The organism is Burkholderia sp. Bp9140, assembly GCF_003853425.1.
In the GTDB taxonomy this organism is placed as follows: domain Bacteria; phylum Pseudomonadota; class Gammaproteobacteria; order Burkholderiales; family Burkholderiaceae; genus Burkholderia.
The window spans coordinates 164,864-185,895 of record NZ_QTPQ01000008.1 but is presented as its reverse complement, the minus strand read 5'-3'; the positions used below and the strand labels follow the sequence as shown (position 1 = coordinate 185,895).

Annotated in this window: 15 protein-coding genes; 3 read left to right on the top strand and 12 right to left on the bottom strand. The window is 68.1% G+C overall.

Features of this window, described 5'->3' with window-relative positions:
* Positions 1 to 164: 164 nt before the first annotated feature.
* Positions 165 to 980 (top strand): response regulator, encoded by an 816-nt coding sequence (locus tag DIE21_RS09540; protein WP_124497473.1) that lies wholly within the window; start codon positions 165 to 167, stop codon positions 978 to 980.
* A gap of 24 nt (positions 981 to 1,004) precedes the next feature.
* Here DIE21_RS09540 and DIE21_RS09535 read toward each other — a convergent pair whose 3' ends face one another.
* Positions 1,005 to 3,209, bottom strand: coding sequence for a TonB-dependent siderophore receptor (locus DIE21_RS09535; RefSeq protein WP_124497456.1), 2,205 nt, complete (start codon positions 3,207 to 3,209; stop codon positions 1,005 to 1,007).
* A 242-nt stretch (positions 3,210 to 3,451) separates the two neighbouring features.
* Positions 3,452 to 5,059: a glycoside hydrolase family 28 protein gene (locus DIE21_RS09530; protein WP_260432368.1), complete on the bottom strand. Its 1,608-nt coding sequence runs from the start codon at positions 5,057 to 5,059 to the stop codon at positions 3,452 to 3,454.
* Positions 5,060 to 5,481: 422 nt separating this feature from the next.
* Here DIE21_RS09530 and DIE21_RS09525 point away from each other — a divergent pair, with 422 nt between their 5' ends.
* Positions 5,482 to 7,701 (top strand): LamG-like jellyroll fold domain-containing protein, encoded by a 2,220-nt coding sequence (locus DIE21_RS09525; protein WP_124497455.1) that lies wholly within the window; start codon positions 5,482 to 5,484, stop codon positions 7,699 to 7,701.
* Positions 7,702 to 7,749: 48 nt separating this feature from the next.
* Here DIE21_RS09525 and DIE21_RS09520 read toward each other — a convergent pair whose 3' ends face one another.
* The 10 genes from DIE21_RS09520 to DIE21_RS09475 form a co-directional block, all read right to left on the bottom strand.
* Positions 7,750 to 8,937, bottom strand: a complete 1,188-nt coding sequence (locus tag DIE21_RS09520; protein ID WP_124497471.1) for a M20 aminoacylase family protein — start codon at positions 8,935 to 8,937, stop codon at positions 7,750 to 7,752.
* Positions 8,938 to 9,002: 65 nt separating this feature from the next.
* A complete protein-coding gene (locus tag DIE21_RS09515) occupies positions 9,003 to 10,472 on the bottom strand; it encodes an aldehyde dehydrogenase family protein (RefSeq protein ID WP_124497454.1) in 1,470 nt (489 codons plus the stop codon).
* A 184-nt stretch (positions 10,473 to 10,656) separates the two neighbouring features.
* Complete coding sequence (locus DIE21_RS09510) at positions 10,657 to 11,982, bottom strand: FAD-binding oxidoreductase (protein WP_124497453.1); 1,326 nt, start codon at positions 11,980 to 11,982, stop codon at positions 10,657 to 10,659.
* Positions 11,983 to 11,984: 2 nt separating this feature from the next.
* Complete coding sequence (locus DIE21_RS09505) at positions 11,985 to 12,719, bottom strand: cupin domain-containing protein (protein WP_124497452.1); 735 nt, start codon at positions 12,717 to 12,719, stop codon at positions 11,985 to 11,987.
* Positions 12,720 to 12,838: 119 nt separating this feature from the next.
* Positions 12,839 to 13,294 carry a helix-turn-helix domain-containing protein gene (locus DIE21_RS09500; RefSeq protein ID WP_124497470.1) on the bottom strand — a complete coding sequence of 152 codons (456 nt, stop codon included), beginning with the start codon at positions 13,292 to 13,294 and terminating at the stop codon, positions 12,839 to 12,841.
* 149 nt (positions 13,295 to 13,443) lie between these two features.
* Positions 13,444 to 14,721 (bottom strand): FAD-binding oxidoreductase, encoded by a 1,278-nt coding sequence (locus DIE21_RS09495; protein WP_124497451.1) that lies wholly within the window; start codon positions 14,719 to 14,721, stop codon positions 13,444 to 13,446.
* Between the two features lie 198 nt (positions 14,722 to 14,919).
* Positions 14,920 to 16,794: an ABC transporter ATP-binding protein gene (locus DIE21_RS09490; RefSeq protein WP_124497450.1), complete on the bottom strand. Its 1,875-nt coding sequence runs from the start codon at positions 16,792 to 16,794 to the stop codon at positions 14,920 to 14,922.
* Positions 16,794 to 17,753 carry an ABC transporter permease gene (locus DIE21_RS09485; protein ID WP_124497449.1) on the bottom strand — a complete coding sequence of 320 codons (960 nt, stop codon included), beginning with the start codon at positions 17,751 to 17,753 and terminating at the stop codon, positions 16,794 to 16,796. Before DIE21_RS09485 ends, DIE21_RS09490 begins: the two co-directional genes overlap by 1 nt.
* A 30-nt stretch (positions 17,754 to 17,783) precedes the next feature.
* Complete coding sequence (locus DIE21_RS09480; protein ID WP_124497448.1) at positions 17,784 to 18,737, bottom strand: ABC transporter permease; 954 nt, start codon at positions 18,735 to 18,737, stop codon at positions 17,784 to 17,786.
* 79 nt (positions 18,738 to 18,816) lie between these two features.
* Positions 18,817 to 20,400: an ABC transporter substrate-binding protein gene (locus DIE21_RS09475; RefSeq protein WP_124497447.1), complete on the bottom strand. Its 1,584-nt coding sequence runs from the start codon at positions 20,398 to 20,400 to the stop codon at positions 18,817 to 18,819.
* Positions 20,401 to 20,722: 322 nt separating this feature from the next.
* Here DIE21_RS09475 and DIE21_RS09465 point away from each other — a divergent pair, with 322 nt between their 5' ends.
* Positions 20,723 to 20,935 carry a hypothetical protein gene (locus DIE21_RS09465; protein WP_185642747.1) on the top strand — a complete coding sequence of 71 codons (213 nt, stop codon included), beginning with the start codon at positions 20,723 to 20,725 and terminating at the stop codon, positions 20,933 to 20,935.
* The last annotated feature ends 97 nt before the right edge of the window (positions 20,936 to 21,032 follow it).

Here is a 21,032-nt window from a genome sequence, read left to right as displayed (position 1 = left end):
TGCGCCGACATACTGCCTGCCGTGCAGTCCGGCGAAGTCCGCTTGTCGATGCGAGCGTGCCATGCGTTTTCGTGAAGTCATGTCGCGGCTTCCGACGATTTTCCCGAACCGGAATCGCCCCCGCGCAGGAACGCTGCCCGCAGCCTTCCCTGAACAGGTACCCGATGTCGCCATCGATCGCCGCATTGAACAATGCCCATATCCTGATCGTCGACGATCAGCCCGACCAGCTCCGTTTGCTGATCGACATCCTGCGCAGCACCGGATGCCGGATCAGCATCGCATTCGACGGCGTGCAGGCGTGCCAGCGCGCGCAGGCACTCGTGCCCGATCTGGTCCTGATGGATGTCCGGATGCCGCGCATGGACGGTTTCACCGCGTGCCGGCGGCTTGCGGCCGATCCGCTGACGAGCGCGATCCCCGTCATTTTCCTGACGGTGGCCGGCGAGTTGCACGAGCGCGTCGAAGGGCTCGAAATCGGCGGCGTCGATTATGTGGTGAAGCCGTTCGAACCAGCCGAAGTCCTCGCGCGAATACGCGTGCAGCTCGCGCGGACGAAACGGCCATTGCCGAAGGATGTGCCGGCCGCGCACGATCCGTTCGCGACCGGCAAGGACGACGACATCATCGTGCGCGCGGCCATTCGCCATCTGTCGCGCACGCTGAACGACCCGCCGACGGTCGAGCAACTGGCTCGCGCGGTCGGCACGCACGAGAAGCGGCTCTCACGCGCGTTTCGCGACAGACTCGGGCAAACGGTGTTCGAATATCTGCGGCACGAGCGCCTGCGGATCGCGCAGGATCTGCTGGATACGACGTCGCTCAGCATTGCGAGCATCGCGAAGGAGATCGGCTTTTCCACGCCGGCGAATTTCGCCACCGCGTTTCGCGAACGGTTCGGCATCACGCCGACCGAATGGCGGCGACAGCGCCATGCGGCCGGGCGTGATGGCGCCCGGGAACCGCAGCGCGATGCGTAGTCGCGACCGGCATGGCGGCTGCGGCTACCAGTTGTATTTCGCGCTCGCCAGCACCGTCCGCTCGTTGCCGAACACGCACACCGCGTACGACGTGCAGCCGCTGACGTAGCGCCGGTCGAACAGGTTCGCGACATTCAGCGCGAATCGCCAGTGACGCAGTTCGTAGTGCATCGCCAGATCGTACAGCGTGGTGCTCGGCACCGTCAGCGAGTTGTCCGGCGCACCGGCCGACGCGCTCTGGTAGCGCACCCCGGCGCCGATCCCGAGGCCCGACAGCGCGCCGGTGTGCCAGGTCCAGTCCGTCCACAGCGACGCCATCTGCCGCGGCAGCGGCACGGACACCGGCCAGTTGTTCAGCGCTGCATCGTTCGCCTGCACGTTCTTGACGTCCTGATAGACGTACGACGCGACGATCGACAACTCGCGCGTCACCTTCCCGAGCGCGCTCAGTTCGATGCCGCGCGAACGCACCTTGCCGGTCTGCACGGACGACGTACCGGTCGGGTCGAGATTCGGCGGCGCAGGGGTCACGACGTTGGTCTGGTCGATCTGGTACACGGCCGCGGTGAGCATCAGGTTCCGGCCGGGCGGCTGCCAGCGCAGCCCGGCTTCGGTCTGCGTGCCGCGCGTCGGTTTCGGCAGGCCGCCGCCGGCCATCCGCACGCCGATCACCGGGTCGAACGACGTCGAATGGCTCACGTAGGGCGAGAGTCCCGCGTCGCCCTGATAGGTGAGCCCGACGCGCCCGGAAAATGCACTGACGTCCTGCTGCGTGCCCGTGCGGGCCGCCCGGTCGTCGAAGCGCGCGTTCACGCGGTCCTCGCGGCCACCGAGCGTCAGCGTCCAGCGGTTCCAGCGGATCTGGTCCTGCGCGTACGCACCGAACGCATTCATCGCAGTGTATTGATCGACATGCCCGAGCGACGTCCGCCCGGAGAAGATCGCGGCCGTCACGGGGCGATAGACCGGGTGGTACAGGTTGAGCGACGGCGCGAGCGCAAGCCACACGCTGTTGGTCGTCGTCTGCCGGTCGAACTGCAGGCCGAGCAGCAGCGTGTGCTCGAGCGGGCCGGTGGCGAAGCGCGCCTGCGCGCGATTGTCGATGTCGAGCCGGCTGTAGTTCAACTGGAACAGCCCGGCGAAGCGCATCATGTTCGTCGTGCTGCCGGGCACGAGGCCGTTGCCGAACACCGTCGCGTCGTCGAGCGACAGCCGCGACCAGCGCACGTCCTGATGCAGCGTCCAGATCGAATTCACGCGATGCTCGAGCGCATAGCCGAGCGACCATTGTTTCTTCCGGTAGTCGTTGAACGCCGGGTCGCCCATATAAATGTCCTGCGACAGGCGCCCGTTCGGGTTCGGCAATACCGTGCCCGAGGCCGGGAGGAAGTTCGACGAGATGTCGCCGTGATCCTGCAGGAACGAAGCGGACACCGTCAGCGACGTGTCGGCCGTCGGCCGCCAGCGAAACGACGGCGCCACCGCGACGCGCCGATCGGCGTTCGGGCCGGTCACGGCATTGCCGTCGCGCGCGACGCCGACGAAGCGATACGCATACCTGCCGTCCGGATCGAGCGTGTCGCCGATGTCGAGCATGGTTTGCTTGCGCGCATGGTCGCCGATCTGCACGCCGGCTTCACGGATGCGCTCGCCGTCGGCGAGCTTCGTGTGCGCGTCGACGAGCGCGCCCGGCTCGCCCGCGCCGTACAGCACCGACGTCGGCCCGCGCAGCACGGCGATCGAGTCGATCGTGTAAGGATCGACGCGCCAGTTCGCGATGACCGCCGTGTTCGGCGCCGGCACGCCGTCGACGTACAGCGTCGGCGTGAAGCCGCGCAGCGCTGCATACCAGTCGGTGCGGGTATCGGCGCCGAACGTCGCAAATCCCGGCACGTAGCGCAACGCCTGGTTCAGGTCGGTCGCCCCGGTCATCTCGATCTGCTGCGCGGTCACGACGTTGGTCGTCTGCGGAATCTCGGCGACCGGCGTGTCGGTCCTGGTCGCGGTCGCGGTGCGCAACCCGACCAGCCCGAGCGACGCGCGGCCGGCCTGGCCCGTCACGTCGATCTTCGGCAGCATCGCCGCCGCATCGGCCGGCGGCGTGGCTGTCGCATTCGATGCCTGCGCCTTCGATGCCTGCGCGTGCGCGCCGCCAGCGGCCGCCGCGCACAACGCTCCCCCGGCCGCGATCGCGATTGCGCGTCGCACCGAACCTGTTGCCGTTCCCATCGTTTCGCTACTCTCCGTCGTGCTGCGCCGGCGCTGCGCGCCCGGTCATGTTTCGTCGTGAGGCCTGGCGGCCTGGCGGGCCCGCCGCGCACGAGTCGGTGCGCGTCGATCGATCGTGTCGTGTTCGAGCGCCTGAATGATATCGGCCGACGGTCGCGCGGTCTCTGGAAAAATGCGCGCGGGCGCAAGATCGTTCGCCGCGCGCCACGCGATCCGCCCGCATGGCGCGCGGGCCTGCCCGATCAGATCGGCGAGGTCGGCGCGACGGACTTCAGCGTCGTGAACGCGGCGCTGCAGTCGTATGGCGTGGACGTGCCCGGCGTGCCCGTCACCGTCACGTCGCTCGACGTCGACGTGACGATCGAGCCGGAGAAACTCACCGCGCCCGGCCCGAGCGTGTAATGCGTCGCGGTGTCCTTCTCGAACGTCGGCTGCGTGCCGTCGAACACGACGCCGTTCAGCGCGATGCCGAGCGGAAAGTGTTGCCCGTTCGCTTCATAGCCCGAGAACGTGACCTTGCCGCCGCCGAACTTCGCGCTGCCGGTGAAATGGAAGTCCTGCACCGTGATGTTCGTGAAATCCGGATAAAGCGTGCCGGTCGACGAACTGTAGAACGGATCGAACACGAGCGGTCGCGCAACGTTTCGCATGCACACCTGGCGGAAACGCACGTTGTCGACGAGGCCGCCGCGCGATGCATCCGACTTGATCCGCAGGCCGTTGCCGTTCGGGCTGTCGAAGCCGTCCATCGTCAGGTCGCGCACGTCGACGTCCGACACGCCGGCATTCGTTTCGCTGCCGATCGACATGCCGTGGCCATAGTAGAAATGGTTGTGCGCGATCGTGACCTGCTTCACGCCGGGCGACGCGCTCGACTTCACCGCGACGTGATCGTCGCCGGTGCTGATGTACGAGTAGGCGAGCAGCACCTGGCTCGACTGCCCGGGATCGAAGCCGTCGGTATTCTTGACCGTATCGGGCGTGAAGCAGGTGGCGGGCGTCGTCTCGTTCGGCTGCGTGCCGGTCGGGCACGCGTAGCCGCTCCTCGCATACACCGCGCTCGGCGTGACGATCTTGAGCCCCCATACGGTGACGCCGGTCACGCCGTTCGTCACGACGTGGAAGTTCGGCGAGTTCTGCAGCGTGATGCGGTACAGCGTGAAGTGGCTGCCGCCTTTCACTTCCAGCAGCCGCGGGTTCTGCTGGTTCAGGCCTTGCGTCTTGTTCTGGTACGCGACGTCCCACCAGGTGCGCAGGCCCGCATTCGGCCCGCTCGTCAGCACGCTGCCGCCGCGCCCGTCGATCACGCCATCGCCGACGATCGCCGCGTTCGCGGTGCCGGATACGCTGATGAACGGGTTGCACGATTTCTTGCTGCTGGAGGTGGCGGTGCCGCACGTGCCGACGCCGTTGTCGTATAGCGCGGGATTGCGCGACGCGAACAGCGTGACGCCCTTGTCGATCCACAGCGTCACGCCCGATTTGAGCGTCAGCGGCCCGCTGATGAACGCGGTCTCGCCGTTCGCGCCGGCCGTCAGGTGCACGGCGGAGCCGGCCGCGCATTGCGCGATCGCGTTCTGGATGCGTGTCGTATCGTGCTCGGCAGTCGACGCCGTCGCGTCGAGCGTGTCGACCGAACCGCCGACCGGCGTGAGTTGCGCGGCAACCGTGCCGCAGATGCTCGCCGGCAGCGACGGTTCGCTGACAGTGCCCCACTGCGTGCCGACCGTCGTCGCCGCGACAGCGGCCGGCATCGTCGCCACGCCCGCGCAAGCAAGCGTCGAGAGCGACGCGACCCACGCCGCGTGTCGTGCCAACCGTTTGTCCAGACCTGCGATCCTGCGCGTCATCGTGTTGTTCTCCGGTTCTTTTCGTTCGTCGAGCGATACCGGTGTGGCTTCACCGGCATGAGGCTGCTGCGGCCCGCGGGCGGGCAACGCGATTTGAAACCCTTTTCATGTCATCGGTCGTATGACAACACTATTAAATAGTGGGAATCTATCGCTTTGCACCCCTTAAAAGTTCCCAACCCGCCCGCCGGGGACGATCATATCTCGCAAACGTATCAATCGCCATTTCTTTCCTCTTTATTATCATGTTAATCAACAAAATCATTACAATCGTTATCCGAAAAATATGTCGCACCGGTACGAACCTGTCATCGAAAAACGCCGATCCTTCCAGTACAATCCGCGTCGTCATGCGATGACTGATTTCGCATGGGCGCTGCCTCTTTTCAGCTGGGTCCCGTCACGGAAGGAACGAACGCAACATGAACGACTCGCAGCTTCGGCTTGAATCCGGCGCGCGCATTTCCCGGCGCACGTTCCTTTACAGCATGGGCGCGCTCGCGCTTTCCGCATGCGGCGGGACGGGGGCAAGCGAGAGCGCGACCGGCACCGCTGTCGCCGCAGCCGGCAACCGTGCGCTCGCGCGCGTGGCGACAGGCACCCCGGCCATTGCCACGAACGCGGCGTTCGCGCATCCGGGCCTGCTGCATACACAAGCGGATTTCGAGCGGATGGCGCAGAAGGTCGCGGCCGCCGCGTCGCCGTGGCTCGAGGGCTGGAACACGCTGATCGCGAACAGTCATGCGCAGCTGTCGTGGTCGCCGCGCCCGCAGGCCGTCGTCACGCGCGGCGGTACCGGCACGCAGAACTATCCGGTGCTGTACAAGGACATCGCGGCCGCCTATGCATGCGCGCTGCGCTGGAAGATCTCGGGCAATACCGCGTATGCGTATGCGAACAAGGCCGTGGAGATCATGAACGCGTGGTCGTCGACGCTGCAGAGCCTCGCGGGCGACTCGAACGTCGATCTCGCGGCCGGCATCTACGGCTACGAATTCGCGAACGCGGGCGAAATCATGCGCACCTATCCCGGCTGGGCCGCGGCCGACTTCGCCGCGTTCCAGGCGATGATGGCCGACAAGTTCTACCCGATCAACGCAGCCTTCCTGAGTCAGCACAACGGCACGGACATCACGCACTACTGGGCCAATTGGGATCTGTGCAACATCGCATCGATGATGGCGATCGGCGTGCTGTGCGACGACCACGCGAAGTTCGACGCAGCCGTCAACTACTTCATCGACGGGCCCGGCAACGGCGCGATCGCGCAGGCCGTCTACTACCTGCATCCCGGCCATCTCGGCCAATGGCAGGAGTCGGGCCGCGACCAGGGGCACAACACGCTCGGCATCGCGCTCGGCGGCGCGATCTGCGAAATGGCGTGGAACCAGGGCATCGACCTGTACGGCCACGACAACAACCGTTTTCTCGCGGGCGCCGAATACGTCGCGAAGGCGAACCTCGTGCAGCCGGACGGCACGTTCCTCCCGGTGCCGTATGTGCCCTACGCGAACGTCGACGTGACGCAAACACAGTTCTCGACCGCCAGCCAGGGGACGATCCGTCCGTGCTGGGCGCTCGTCTACAACCACTACGTGAACCGCAAGGGGCTGGCCGCGCCGTGGTCCGCGAAGTTCGCCCGCGCGATCCAGCCCGAGGGCGGCGGCGGCAACTATGGCGAAGCGAGCGGCGGTTACGACCAGCTCGGCTACGGCACGCTGACGTGCACACGCGACCCCGTTGCGCCCGCCACGGCGCCGAGCGGACTGACCGCGTGGCCGGCGGCCGGACAGGTCGTGCTGTCCTGGTGGGGCGTCGCCAATGCGACAAGCTACAACGTCAAGCGTGCGTCCGTTCCGGGCGGCCCGTACACGACCGTTGCAAGCGGCATCGCCGATTCGCTGACCTGCACGGACAGCCCCACGGCGGGCGTCTGGTACTACACGATCAGTGCGCAGACCGCATCCGGCGAATCCGCGAATTCGGCGGAAGCCGCCGCGTCAACGGCACTGCAACTGCATACGCTGCTCACCTTCGACGAGACGGACGGCGCGACTGCGGCGGACACCAGCGGCAACGGGCATGCGGGCACGCTCGCCGGCGGCGCATCGCGCGTCACGGGAAAGATCGGCAACGCCGTGTCGCTCGACGGCTCCAGCGGCTACGTCGCACTGCCGAACGACATCGTCGCCGACGTGTCGGATATCACGATCGCGGCGTGGGTGAACTGGCGCGGCGGCCAGACATGGGCGCGCATCTTCGATTTCGGCTCGGGCACCGGACGCTATCTGTTCGTCACGCCGACAAGCCCACGCGGGACGATGCGCTTCGCGATCACGACCAACGGCGGACATGGCGAGCGCACGATCGACGGCAACGCGGCACTGCCGGCGGGACAATGGGCGCACGTCGCCGTCACGCTCGCGGCCGAGACCGCGACGCTCTATCTGAACGGCAACGCGATCGGCTCGGCCAACGACGTCATCTTCGCGCCCTGGCGGATCGGGAACACCGCGCAGAACTGGCTCGGACGTTCGCAGTATCCGGGCGATCCGTTCTTCAACGGCACGATCGACGAGTTCCGCATCCATCGCGGCGCGATGTCGGCCGAACAGGTGAAGGCGCTCGCGCAGGGGGCGTGATGCTTGCCGGGTGTGCGGTGCGGCGGCCCGCCCGCCGCACCGGCAAGATCACGGCGCACCCCTGAAGTAATGCTGTGCCAGGGCGACCCAATAGCGGACCCCTGCCGGAATGATGTCGTCGTTGAAATCGTATTTCGGGTGATGCAGGGCCTGCGCGGCCACGCCGGCCGGTGCGTTGCCGATCAGCACGTACGCCCCGGGGCGCTCCTCCAGCATGAAGCCGAAGTCTTCGGACGTCATGTTCGGCGGCACATCGCGGTACAGGTGTTCGTCGCCGAACGTCTCGCGAATCACCGCTTCGCAGAGCGCCGTCTCGGCCGGCGTGTTGACCGTCGCCGGGTAGTACTGGAAGAACTCGACGTCGACTTGCGCGCCATGGGCGCGGGCCAGCCCCTCGCACATGAGCCGGACGTCGCGCTGCAGCTGTTGCTGCAAGGCCGACGACAGCGTACGAATCGTCCCGCGCAGCTCGGCGCTGTCCGGAATGACGTTGTCCGTCGTTCCCGCATGGAACATGCAGACGGAAATGACGGCGGGATCCACGGGGTCCTTGTGCCGCGCGGCGATGGTCTGGCATTGCAGCACCATCGAGCATGCGAGCGGGACGGGATCGATGCCCAGATGCGGCTGCGCCGCATGCGCGCCCTTGCCGGTTACCGTGATCCTGAACCGGGAGCCCGCAGCCATGATCGGGCCGGTGCGCAACCCGAAATGCCCGGCAGGCAAGCCGGGCCAGTTGTGCATGCCGAATACCGCTTCCGTCGGGCATTGCTCGAACAGCCCGTCGTCGATCATCTTGCGCGCCCCCGCGCCGCCCTCTTCTCCGGGCTGAAACACGAAATGAACCGTGCCCGGCAACCGCGGCAATGCCTTCAGGATGCGCGCGGCCCCGAGCAACATGACGGTATGCCCGTCATGCCCGCACGCATGCATGACCCCTTGCGCGCACGATGCATGCGCGAAGTCGTTGGCTTCGTGGATCGGCAACGCATCCAGATCGGCGCGCAGCACGATTCCCCGGCCCGGATCCGCACCGGGCAGGCTCGCGACGACGCCCGTGCCGCCCAGCCCGCGCGACACCGCATAGCCGAGCGCCTCGAGCTCGCGGGCGACGACGTCGGCCGTGCGGTGTTCCTCGAACCGCAACTCGGGATGCGCATGCAGGTCGCGGCGCAATGCCGCCCAGTGGGCGCGATGCGTTTCCAACGACGTCTCGGGGATGATGGGGTTTTCCACGTTCGACACCCTTACAAGGCAAACCGGTTCAGACCAGGACTGCTGCATCTCGCGCAGCGACTGCGTCAATCATAAAACCCCACGATCGACTTGACCTCCATGTACTCTTCCATCCCCTCGATCCCGTACTCGCGACCGTTGCCCGACTGCTTGTACCCGCCGAACGGCGCCTGGGGATCCCACGCCGGGTAGTTCAGATGCACCTGCCCCGACCGGATACGCGCGGCCACCGCGCGCACGCGCTCCTTGTCGGTGCCCTGCACATGCGCGCCAAGCCCGTAGACCGTGTCGTTCGCGATCGCGACGGCTTCGTCGACGGTGTCGTAAGGCAGGATCGCGAGGACCGGACCGAAGATCTCCTGCTGCGCGATCGTCATGTCGGTGCGGACGTCGGAAAAGACGGTCGGCCGCGCATAAAAGCCACGGTCGAATCCGGCGGGCCGCCCGGGGCCGCCGGCGATCAGCTTCGCGCGTTCGTCGATGCCCGCATCGATCATCTGCGCGACCCGACCGAACTGCGCGCGATTGGCCAGTGGGCCGTGCGTCGTCGCATCGTCGAACGGATCGCCCACGACCAGGCGTTGTGCTGCCGCGACGGCGAGTTCCTCGACCGCGCCGAGCACGCTGCGCGGCACGATCAGACGGGTCGGCGCGCTGCACGACTGGCCCATGTTCCGGAACGCGGCGGCAACGCCCGGCCCGATGGCGCGCGGCAGGTCGGCATCGGGCAACACCAGGTTCGGCGACTTGCCGCCAAGCTCCTGCGCGACGCGCTTGACGGTCGGCGCCGCCGCTTGCGCAACCAGCACGCCGGCACGTGTCGACCCGGTGATCGACACCATGTCGACCTGCGGGTGGGAGGCAAGCGCCGCGCCCACTTCCGTTCCGCTGCCGCTCACCAGGTTGAATACGCCCGCGGGTACGCCGGCCTCCGCGATCACTTCCGCGAACAGCAACGCGCTGAGCGGCGACAGCTCGCTCGGCTTCAGCACCACCGTGCAGCCTGCGGCGAGCGCCGGTCCGACCTTCGCCGTGATCTGATAGATCGGCCAGTTCCACGGCGTGATCAGCGCGCATACGCCGATCGGCTCGCGCACGATCGCGGTCGTCCCGCGCTGCGTCCGGAACGGATAGCCGGCCAGGTTGTCGCGCGCGACCCGGATATGTTCGGCCGCGAGCGGCACATGGGCGCCGCGTGCATAGCTGATCGGCGCGCCCATTTCCAGCGCGAGCGCCATGGCGAACCGCTCGGCGCGCTCCAGCATCAACGCATGCACGCGGTCGAGCAGCGCGGCGCGTTGCTGCGGCGAAGTCGCGGCCCAGCGCTCGAAAGCATGGCGCGCGGCCTGCACCGCGCGGTCGGCGTCGCGTGCATTGCCGAGCGGGATGTCGCACAGCGTGTCTTCAGTGGACGGGCAGACGACCGCGAACCGGTCGCCGCCGTCGGGCAAGACCCAGTCGCCGTCGATGAAGAAGCGATCCAGCCTTCCGGCTTCCAGCAGGTGGCGCACCGGCGAATTGACGGGTGAATGCATTGTAAGGTGTCCTTGATTCGATACCATGCGCCGACGGACGGCGGAAACCATCGTTTGCCGACGTGGCCGGGAAAGCACGGCGGCCTTCTGCCGTCACGGGTTCGGCCCGCTCCGTTCGTCCGATGTTCCGGACCGAAGCGCGTCGCCCAGAGGCCGCCACCGTCGTGCACGAGACGGCCTCAAACTAGAAATCGGCAACCTTGCCCCATGCGGAATCGACGAACCGGCCCGGCCGATACGGTACCGGGTCCACGATCGGCTGCGCGCCCGTGGCGAGATCCGCGATCAGGTGACCGGCACCGGGGCCGATGCCGAAGCCGTGCCCGGAAAAGCCTGCCGCCAGGATCAATCCCGGCACGCCCGGCACTTCGCCGATGCCCGGCACGCCGTCCGGCGTGCTGTCGACGTACCCGGCCCATGCGTGCGTGATCGTCGCTTCGCGAAGTTCGGGCAGCAGTTCGACCGCACGGCGGTACGTTTCGGCGACCGTCGGCATGTCGGGCTTCGGGTCCAGAATGCGTACCGCCTCCATCGGCGTCGGCGCATCGAGGCGCCAGCGCTTCAGCGTTTCATGGCCGCCGCGCACCCCTTCGAGGCCGCCCGGCAGAAGATTGCGCCAGCGCTTCGCGAACATCGGCACGAATTGCGGCGCGAAGCGCAGGAACTGCGGCGTCAGGTCCACGCGCGCGCGGCCGCTGATCGCCAGTGCGTAGCGGCCGTCGCAACGGCGCGTAACGGACACGCCGGACGTATACAGCGCATCCGGCAGCGGATGCTCGACGGGCGACACGCTCAGGATCGACTGACGGATCGACGCCTGCGGAAAACGGATGCCGAGCTGGCGGCAGAACGATGACGCCCACGCGCCGCCCGCGAGCACGACCGTCCTGGTCTTGATGACGCCCGCCTCCGTGACGACGCCGCCGACGCGCCCGCCCTCGAGTTCGATCCCGCGCGCGGCGCAGTGCTGGTGGACGCTGCCGCCGAGCTTCATCAGTGCGGCGGCCACGGCCGGCGCGGCCTTGCCCGGATCGGCCGTGCCGTCGCTCGGCGAGAACACGCCGCCTTTCCACGACCGCCCGGTGGCGTGCCCGCGCTCGCCGGCCTGCTTGCTGTCGAGCATGGTCGTCGTCACGCCGGCGGTCTTCGCGAAGTCGCCCCAACTGGCCCAGCGCGACAGCTCGGCCTCGTCATTGCTCAGATAAAGCAGCCCGCAGCGATGAAAGCCCGTGTCCTCGCCGGTTTCGGCGGCGAATCGTTCCCACAGATCGATGCTCTTGCTCGCCATCGGCAGCTCGCGCGCGTCGCGGTTCTGCTGCCGGCACCAGCCCCAGTTGCGGCTCGACTGCTCGGCGCCGATTCGGCCCTTCTCGACCAGCGCCACCGACATCCCGCGCCGGGCGAGATAGTAGGCGGTGAAGACGCCGATGATGCCGCCGCCGATCACGACGACGTCGGCCGAAGCCGGCGGCGTGGGCGAAGTTTCTATATGGCGCAGCGGAGGGGACATGTTCAGTCTCGGTCGGTGGATGCTTGGACGTTTTGCACGACGTAGAACTTCGCCACGCGTTCGCTGCTTTCCCACCCGATCGATGCGCCGCGCGGCACGAACAGCGCGTCGCCGGCGCCGAGCGACAGCACGCTGCCGTCGGGTGCGGCAAACCGTACGCTGCCGGCCAGCAGCAGCATGAACTCGTTCACGCGATGCGGGCGAATGATGCGGTGATAGGGTGTCGAATCCCACGTGCCCGCGCAGCACTCGGCGCCGTCGTCGATGAACACGTTGTCGCTGCGGCATTGCGGCGCGGGCCCGAGCAGCACCTCTGCGGGCAGCGACGACGACGGCTTGAAGTCCGCGTCGGCACGCAGCGGAAAGAGACCCGGCTTCGTCGGTTTCGTGCACGCGGCGGCGCAGAATGTCAACAGCACGGGCGCTTGCGCGGTGATGCGAAGCGCGGTGCCGCCGCCGATCACCGCCCCCTCGCGCGGGCCGAGCACGAGCGGCGCGGCCCCGGCCGCTTCGAGCGTCAGCTCGCCTTCGACGACCACGATGGTTTCGATATGCGGAAAGCTCGCCACGTCGAGTTCGCCGACGAAGCCGATACGCCCCGCGGCCATCGCGTCGGGCCCTTCCCACGCCATCTCCCGATGTCGCGCGAAAGGATCGCGCTCGCCGAACGCCCGCTTGCGGAACGCGGTTGAAGAAAGTGTGCCGTCGGCACGGTGCAACACGAAAGCTGCAGTCATTCCTGCTCCTGTACAGTGCGCGGCGGCCCGGTCAAAAACCGTCGCGCGATATCGGAAAGCGTCGTTCGCCGGCGTCGAGCCGGAAACCCACGGGCGGGCACCCCGCCCGCGCTTGTCGCCTACGCGGCGTGACACGACACTTCGCGGCGTTCACCGCGCGTGCGCGCCGACGACCTTCGCGCCGGCGCGCCGCCCGACCGGGTGTCCACGTAGTCGCGCGGCGTGATCCCGAGCACCCGCCGGAAATGCCGGCACAGATGGCTCTGATCGAAAAAGCCGACGTCGGTCGCGACAACCGACGGCGCGAGACCGGCACGCAGCAAGTCCTGCGCACGCCGCACACGCACGAGGCATAGATACCGGTGCGGCGACAACCCGGTTTCGCTGCGAAAGCGCGCGGTGAAGCGCGACACGCTCAACCCGGCCACCGCCGCGAGCGTGTCGAGGTTCAGCGGCTGCGCGAACGACGCGTCGATCGTGCGCAGCACGTCGCCGATCGCCGTCGATACGGGCCGCGCGACACGAGGCGTGCGGGGCGTCGCGCCCTCGAGCGGGTCGTGGAACGGGACGGCCATGATCTCCGCCCTCATGCCGCCGCCTGCACGATAACGGCCGGCGCGGCGAAGCCCGCGATCGGGAACGGCTCGATCGACGTATCGGTCGCGCGGACGGCGAGCGGCCCAACACCATGCACTTTCATAGCGAATCCTCCGGGGCGCTGGCTTCAGTGCAGGAAATCCTGCACCCGGTAATACGCGCCGACGATCGGCAAGAACCACGCGTGCCCGAAATGGCCGGGCATGGCCGGCCAGTCGAGCTCGCGCCACGGATTCGACGCGGCCGCGCCGTACAGCACGTCGGCCATCACGCGGCCCATGTGCACGGACATCTGCACGCCGTGGCCGCTGTAGCCCATCGAGTAATACAGTCCGTCGTGCTGGCCCGCGCGCGGCAGCCGGTCGGCGGTGATGTCGACCAGCCCGCCCCAGCAGTAATCGAGCCGCACGTTGGCCAGCTCCGGGAAATAGCCGGCCATGCCGGCGCGCAGGATGTCGCCGCTTTTCGCATCGGAGTTCGGGCTCGACATCGCGAAGCGCGCGCGGCCGCCGAACAGCAGCCGGTTGTCGGGCGTCACCCGGAAGTAGTTGCCGATCTGGCGCGACGTCACGTAGGCACGGCGGTGCGGGAACAGCCGGTTCAACTGCGCGTCGGGCAGCGGCTCGGTAACGACGATGAAGCTGCCGACCGGCGCGATGCGCCGCCGGAACCACGCGAACGGCCCCTGCTGCGATGCGCCGGTCGCGACCAGCACGCGGTCGGCGACGATCGTGCCGCGCGTGCAGGTGATCGTGTGGCGCTCGCCGTCGAGCCGCTCGAGCTGCGTGACCGCCGCGTGTTCGTAGACGCGGGCGCCCGCCCGCACGGCTGCGTGCGCGAGCCCGACGCCAAACTTGCCCATGTGCATCTGCGCGCCATTGCGCTGCAACAGGCCGCCGTGGAAACCGTCGGACGCGACTTCGTCGCGGATCCGCGATGGCTCGATCAATTCGATGTCCGGATCGACGTCGTGCCGCAACGCGTCGAACGTCCTGGCGAGCCCCGCGAAATGCTGCGGCTTCGCGGCGAGCTTCAGCTTGCCCGCACGCCGGAAGTCGCAGTCGATCGCGTGCTCGGCGACGATCGTCTCGACGCTCTTCACCGCGCTTTCGTACGCGCGATAGAACCGTTTCGCCTGCTCGACACCGATTCGCGCGGCAAGCGACGCATAGTCCTGCGCGACGCCGGTATTGCACTGGCCGCCGTTGCGGCCCGACGCTTCTCCCGCGACCTGCGCGGCTTCGAGCACGACCACCGATACGCCGCGTTGCGCGAGCGCGAGCGCCGCCGACAACCCGGTGAAGCCGCCGCCGATCACGACCACGTCCGCGCGCCCTTCGACGGGCCCTTCGCTGCCAGCGCGAAACGCGGGGCGGGTATCCAGCCAGTACGATTCCAGTTTCATCGGATCCTTCTTGTGCATTCCGGCGACGGCGCGCAGCGGCCGTCCATTGCAAATCATTTAATCACCGTCAAAAAGCGCAGTTGCCGCGTATTCACGCGCTGCGCGCGCACAAATCGCCGTTTTGCGCGACCGCCGCAGCAGACTATGCGGGACCTCCGCTGCCGCGGCACGCGCGATGCACGCGTCGCGTGCCGCGCGCTACAGACGTACCGGCTGCACCGGCGCGACGCCGGCCTGCACCGGCTCCGCCTGGAAGCGTGCGAGGTCTTCCTCGCTGCGATGGCACAGCACCTGCGCGCCGTTCTCGAGCGTGCGCAGCGCGGGCGCCGTCCGGTTGCACACGCCGTCCACCCGCATCGCGCAGCGCGACAGGAACGGACACAGCCCGGCATCGTCGGCGCTCGCGCCGATCGGCACCAGCGGCCGGTGGCAGCGCTCGGCCGCATCGTCGAGCCAGCCCGCGCGCAGCTCCGGCGCGGACGACACGAGCAGGTGCGAATACGGGTGGTAAGGCGGCGCGCACAGCGCATCGCGGCTGCCCGTCTCGACGCGACGGCCCGCATACAGCACGACGATGTCGTCGCTGATCGCGCGCACCTTCGCGATGTCGTGCGTAATGAACACGTACGACACGCCGAGCTTCGCCTGCAGGTCGCGCAGCAAATCCATGATCGCGGCGCCGACCACGGTGTCGAGCGCCGACGTCACCTCGTCGCACAGGATCAGGTCGGGCTCGGCCGCGAGCGCGCGCGCGAGGTTCACGCGCTGCTTCTGCCCGCCGGACAGCTCGCCGGTGCGCCGCGCGGCCACCGCCTGCGGCAGCCGCACGAGTTCGAGCAGTTCCGCGACGCGCTGCCGCGCACGCGCGCCCTTGATCCCGTGATAGAACGCGAGCGGCCGCGCCAGCGTGCGCTCGACGGTATGCACCGGATTGAGCGCGGTATCGGCGTTCTGGAACACGATCTGCACGCGGCGGTGCTGCTCCTTGGTGCGCTTGCCGATGTCGAGCGCGAGCGGCTCGCCGTCGAGCAGGATCTGCCCGCCCGTCGCGGGCACGAGGCCCGCGATCACCTTCGCGAGCGTCGTCTTGCCGGAGCCGGATTCACCGATCACGCCGACCGTCTGCCCGCGCCCGATGCGCAGGTCCACTTCGTGCAGGATCACCTTCGCGGGCCAGCCCTTCGCGGTCCGGCCGCCATAGCCGGCGATCGCGCCGCGCACGTCGAGCAACGGCGCCGGTGCGGCGCTCGCCGCCTTTGCATCGCGTTCGGCATCGGCCGGCGTGACGGCCGCGATCAGGCTTTGCGTGTACGGGTGCGCCGGCGCATGCAGGATCTGTTCGGTATCGCCCGCCTCGCGGATCACGCCGTCGCTCAGCACGACGATCCGGTCGGCCATCTGCGCGACCACCGCCAGATCGTGCGATACGTACACCGCACTCATCCCGTAGCGCCGGATCACACTCTTGAACGCCTGCAGCACGTCGATCTGCGTGGTCACGTCGAGCGCGGTGGTCGGCTCGTCGAGGATCACCAGCTCCGGATCGGTGATCAGCGCCATCGCGGCCATCAGCCGCTGCAGCTGGCCGCCCGACACCTGGTGCGGATAGCGCTTGCCGATCGTTTCCGGCTCGGGCAGCGCGAGCGCGCGGAACAGCTCGACCGCCTTCGCCTGCGCGTCGCGCTTCGTCAGCGTCTTGTGGATCAGCGCGCTCTCGATCACCTGGTCGAGGATCGTGCGCGACGGGTTGAACGCGGCGGCCGCGCTCTGCGCGATATACGCGACGCGGCGGCCGCGCAATGCGGTCAGCGCCTGCGCCGACAGCGTGCACACGTCCGTGCCGCCGAGCTTCACCGAGCCGCCGGCGATCCGGCAGCCGGTGCGCGCATGGCCCATCAGCGACAGCGCGATCGTCGTCTTGCCGGAGCCGGACTCGCCGATCAGCGCGAGCACCTCGCCGCGCCGGATGTCGAAGTCGACGCCGTGGACGATCGTCGTTTCCGCGCCGCCCGGCCGGCCGCCGACCACGCGCAGCCCGCGCACCTCGACGAGCGGAGTCGATTCATCTCGCATCAGTGTTCTCCCGCGGCCGCGGCCGCGCCCTTGCGGCGGCCGCGATGCGGCAGGCCGTCGATCAACAGGTTGACGCCCACCGTCAGGATCGCGATCGCGACCGCGGGCATGATCGCGACGGCCGAGCCGTCGCCGAGGCTGGCAATGTTCTCGCGCACCAGCGAGCCGAGGTCCGCATACGGCGGCTGCACGCCGAGCCCGAGAAAGCTCAGGCCGCTCAGCAGCAGCACGACGAACGTGAAGCGCAGCCCGGTGTCGGCGAGCATCGGGTGGATCATGTTCGGCAGCATCTCGACGCAGGCGATGTACAGCGCGCTCTCGCCGCGTGCGCGCGCGACCTGCACGAATTCGAGCGTGCTGATGTTGACCGCCAGCGCGCGCGCGATCCGGTACGAGCCCGGCATGTAGCTCACCGCGGCGGTGAGGACCAGGAGCGGCAGCGACGAGCCGAACGCGGCGACGAACATCAGCGCGAACATCTTCGACGGAATCGACGTGAGCGCATCGAGCAGCCGGCTCATCGTCTCGTCGACCGCGCGGCCCGACACGGTCGCGAGCAGCCCGAGCGTCGTGCCGGTCAGCGCGGCGAGCAGCACCGCCGCGAGCGCGAGCAGCACGGTCAGCCGCGTGCCGTACAGGATCCGGCTCAGCATGTCGCGGCCGAGGAAGTCCGAGCCGAACGGCAGCTTCGCGCTGAACGGCGCGAACACGTCCGGCGTCACGATCGCGCCGACGTCGTGCGGCGCGAGCAGCGGCGCGAACACGGCGATGAACAGCATCAGGGCGACCATCGACAGGCCGACGCGGCCGCCCGTCGTCAGTTGCACGCGCGCGGCGCGGCGCTTGCGCGGCTGGTCGGGGGCCGGCGCGGCGGGCGGCGGCGCGCCGCCCCACGGTGGTTGCTGATCGCCTGACGGCGGCAACGCACTGCTGCGTTGTACGGGTTCGGTCGGGTGCATGGGCGGCATCTCGGAAGAAGGACGGGACGTTCAGGTCCGCAGTCGCGGGTTCGACACGATCGAGCACAGGTCGGCGAACAGCACGAGCGTCAGGTAGGCGACGCAGAAGATCAGCGTGCACGCCTGGACCAGCGGGAAATCGCGGTTGCCGACGGCATCGACCATCAGGCTCGCGAGCCCCGGATAGTTGAAGATCGTCTCGACGACGATCACGCCGCCGAGCAGATACGACAGGCTCAACGCGACCGCATTGGCGATCGGCCCGATCGCGTTCGGCAGCGCATGGCGCAGCACGACGCGCGCGGGGCTCGCGCCCTTGAGCACGGCCATCTCGACATACGATGCGCTCAGCTGCTCGATCACCGCGGCCCGGGTCATCCGTGCCATCTGCGCGATCACGACCGCGCACAGCGTCAGCACCGGCATCGCATACGCACGCAGGAAATCGTGCAGGCTTTCGATCGGGCCGCTGTACGACAGCGCGGACAGCCAGTGCAGCTTCACGGCCAGCACGAGCACGGCGACCGTCGCGATCAGGAATTCCGGCGTCGCGACGAGCGACAGCGTGCCGAGGCTGATCACGCGGTCGACCACCGACTCGCGCTTGACGGCCGCGAGTATGCCGAGCAGCAGCGCGATCGGCACCGACACGGCGGTCGTGATCGCCGCGAGCGCGAGCGATTTCGGCAGGCGTCCGCCGATCATTTCGGATACCGGCATGTCGCCGGACAGCGAGCGGCCGAAATCGCCGTGCAGCAACCCTGCGAGCCAGTGCAGGTAGCGCACGTGCGCCGGCATGTCGAGACCGAACTGCTGGCGCAGCGCGGCAACCGTCTCCGGCGTCGCCGACTGGCCGAGCGCGGCCTGCGCGGCGTCGCCCGGCAGCAGGTTCGTGATGGTGAAGATGATCGCGGACACGATCAGCAGCGTCAGCGCGGTGACCGCGATGCGCCGGCCGACCAGCCCGAGCAGGATTCGATTCATGACGCGGCACTCCGGGAAAGGTCGCGCGCGACCGGAGCGGCTGCCCGCCCCGGCCGCGCGGCATCGGCACGTAACGGCGTCAGGCGTTCCACCACACGTGCTCGGCGAACATGAAGCCCATCATCCCGCCGGTCGGGATCGAACCGAGGCCCGCGAGCCGCTTGTCGTATCCGTCGAGGAAGCTGATGAAGGCCGGGATGCCGATCCTGCACTGCTGCGCGACGAGCACCTGCATCTCGCCATACATCTGCTTGCGCTTCGCGTCGTCGGTCTCCGAACGCGCGGCGAGCAGCAGCTGGTCGAACTTCGCGTTCTTCCAGCCCGATTCATTCCACGGCGCATCCGACTTGAAGAACTGCGTGAACAGCACGTCGGCGCTCGAGCGCGGGTTGATGTTGCCGAACCCGAGCGGGTGCTTCATCCAGTGGTTCGACCAGTAGCCGTCGGCCGACACGCGGTTTACCTGCAGGTTCAGTCCGATTTTCTGGCCGGCCTGCTGCATCAGCACGGCCATCTCGATCGAGCCGTTCGCATCCGACGTCGCATAGATCGGCGGCAGCGCGGCGCCCAGTGCGCCCGCCTTCTGGAACAGGAACTTCGCCTTGTCCGGATCGTGCGGCCGCTGCGGCAGCGATGCGTTGAAGTAGCGATGTCCGGGCGGGATCGGCTGGTCGTTGCCGATCACCGCGTAGCCGCGGAACACCGCCGAGCGGATCTGCTCGCGATCGAACAGGTACTTCATGCCTTCGACGAAATCCGGGTTCGCGGTGATCGGGTTGTCGCTGCGCATGATCAGGTCGGTATAGAGCCCCGACTTGGTTTCCTTCAGCGCGTAGCCCGGCGTGGATGCGACCCGCTGCGTCGAGCGCGGATCGATCGCGTTGATCAGGTGCACGTCGCCGGACAGCAGCGCGTTCAGGCGCGCGGCGCTGTCGCTGATGCCGATCAGCTCGATCTCGTCGAGATACGGCATCCCCGGCTTGAAGTAGCTGTCGTTGCGCACGCCGACGGTCGACACGCCCGGCTTGAACGACTTCAGCTTGTACGGGCCGCAGCCGATGCCGGTCGCGAAGTCGGTCGTGCCGTCCTTGACGATCACGAGCTGCGGCGTCGCGAGAATCACCGGCAGGTCGGCGTTCGCGCTGGCGAGCGTGAGCGTGACTTCGTCCGGGCCGCTCGCCTTCGCATCGGCGAACTGGTCGGCGAGCGTCTTGACCTTCGATGCGGTGGCCGGGTTCTTGTGGCGCATCAGCGAATACACCACGTCGGCCGGGCCGACCGGTTTCCCGTCGTGGAACGTGACGCCCTTGCGCAACTTGATGATCCACGTCTTCGCGTCGGTCGTCTGCAGCGACTCGGCCAGATTCATCTGCGGCGTGAGGCTCTGATCCAGCTGCGTGAGACCGCTGTAGAACATGAAGAAGCGGATGTAGTCCGCACCCGTCGAGCCCTTGGCCGGATCGAGTGTATCGGCCGTCGAACTCGATTCGTTCGCGACCCGGATCTTGCCGCCGCGCTTCGGCGCGGGCGCGGCGAACGCGGATTGCATGCCGGTCAGCAGGCCGCCGCCACCGACGGCCATCATGCCGCTCGCCGCCATGACCCGCATCATGTCGCGGCGCGTGATGCCGCCCTTGCCGCCGTTGTCGATATCGTCGCTCATCCGAACTGCTCCTGACTGTGGAAAGTGGGGTCGTGGAATCCAGCGTGGTTCGAGAAACCCGCCGCGCCCGCCTGCTGGTGGCGAATTCGACGTCGTGCACATGGAGTTCATTTAAGCATCGCCAAAATGCGGGTTGTCGCGATTCGGGGCGGCTGCACGATACGATTCGACCGTTTTGGGTAGCCTGCGCAGCATGATTTGCTGCGTGCCCCGGCGGCGGTCGAAACGAGCGGAATGTCCCGATCGAATGCGGCGCGGGCGGGCGACAGGGCGCCGCCGTCCGGTGCCGCGCACGCCGCCGCACGCCATCCAGGACTGCCGCATGAAAGTTCAGAAGATTGTCCGCGCCGTCGACGTCGACTTACCCGAAGGCTGGCGCACCGCGGGCCGCGACGCCGGGATCCGCGGCCGTGAGGCGGTCGATACCGGCGCGTCCGAATGCGCGCCGGGCACTTGCCGGCGCAAGGTGAAGGAGGTGGTGGCGGAGGTGATGCATGTCCGTGGCCGGCGCCGGCACGTTGGTGCCGGACGGTGAAGACGCGACCGAATTCGGCGCGGGCGATACACCATGCGTCGCCGCGAATGACAAAGAGCCGCAGCAGGCGTGCGAGACGCAGCGCTTGCGCTGCGTG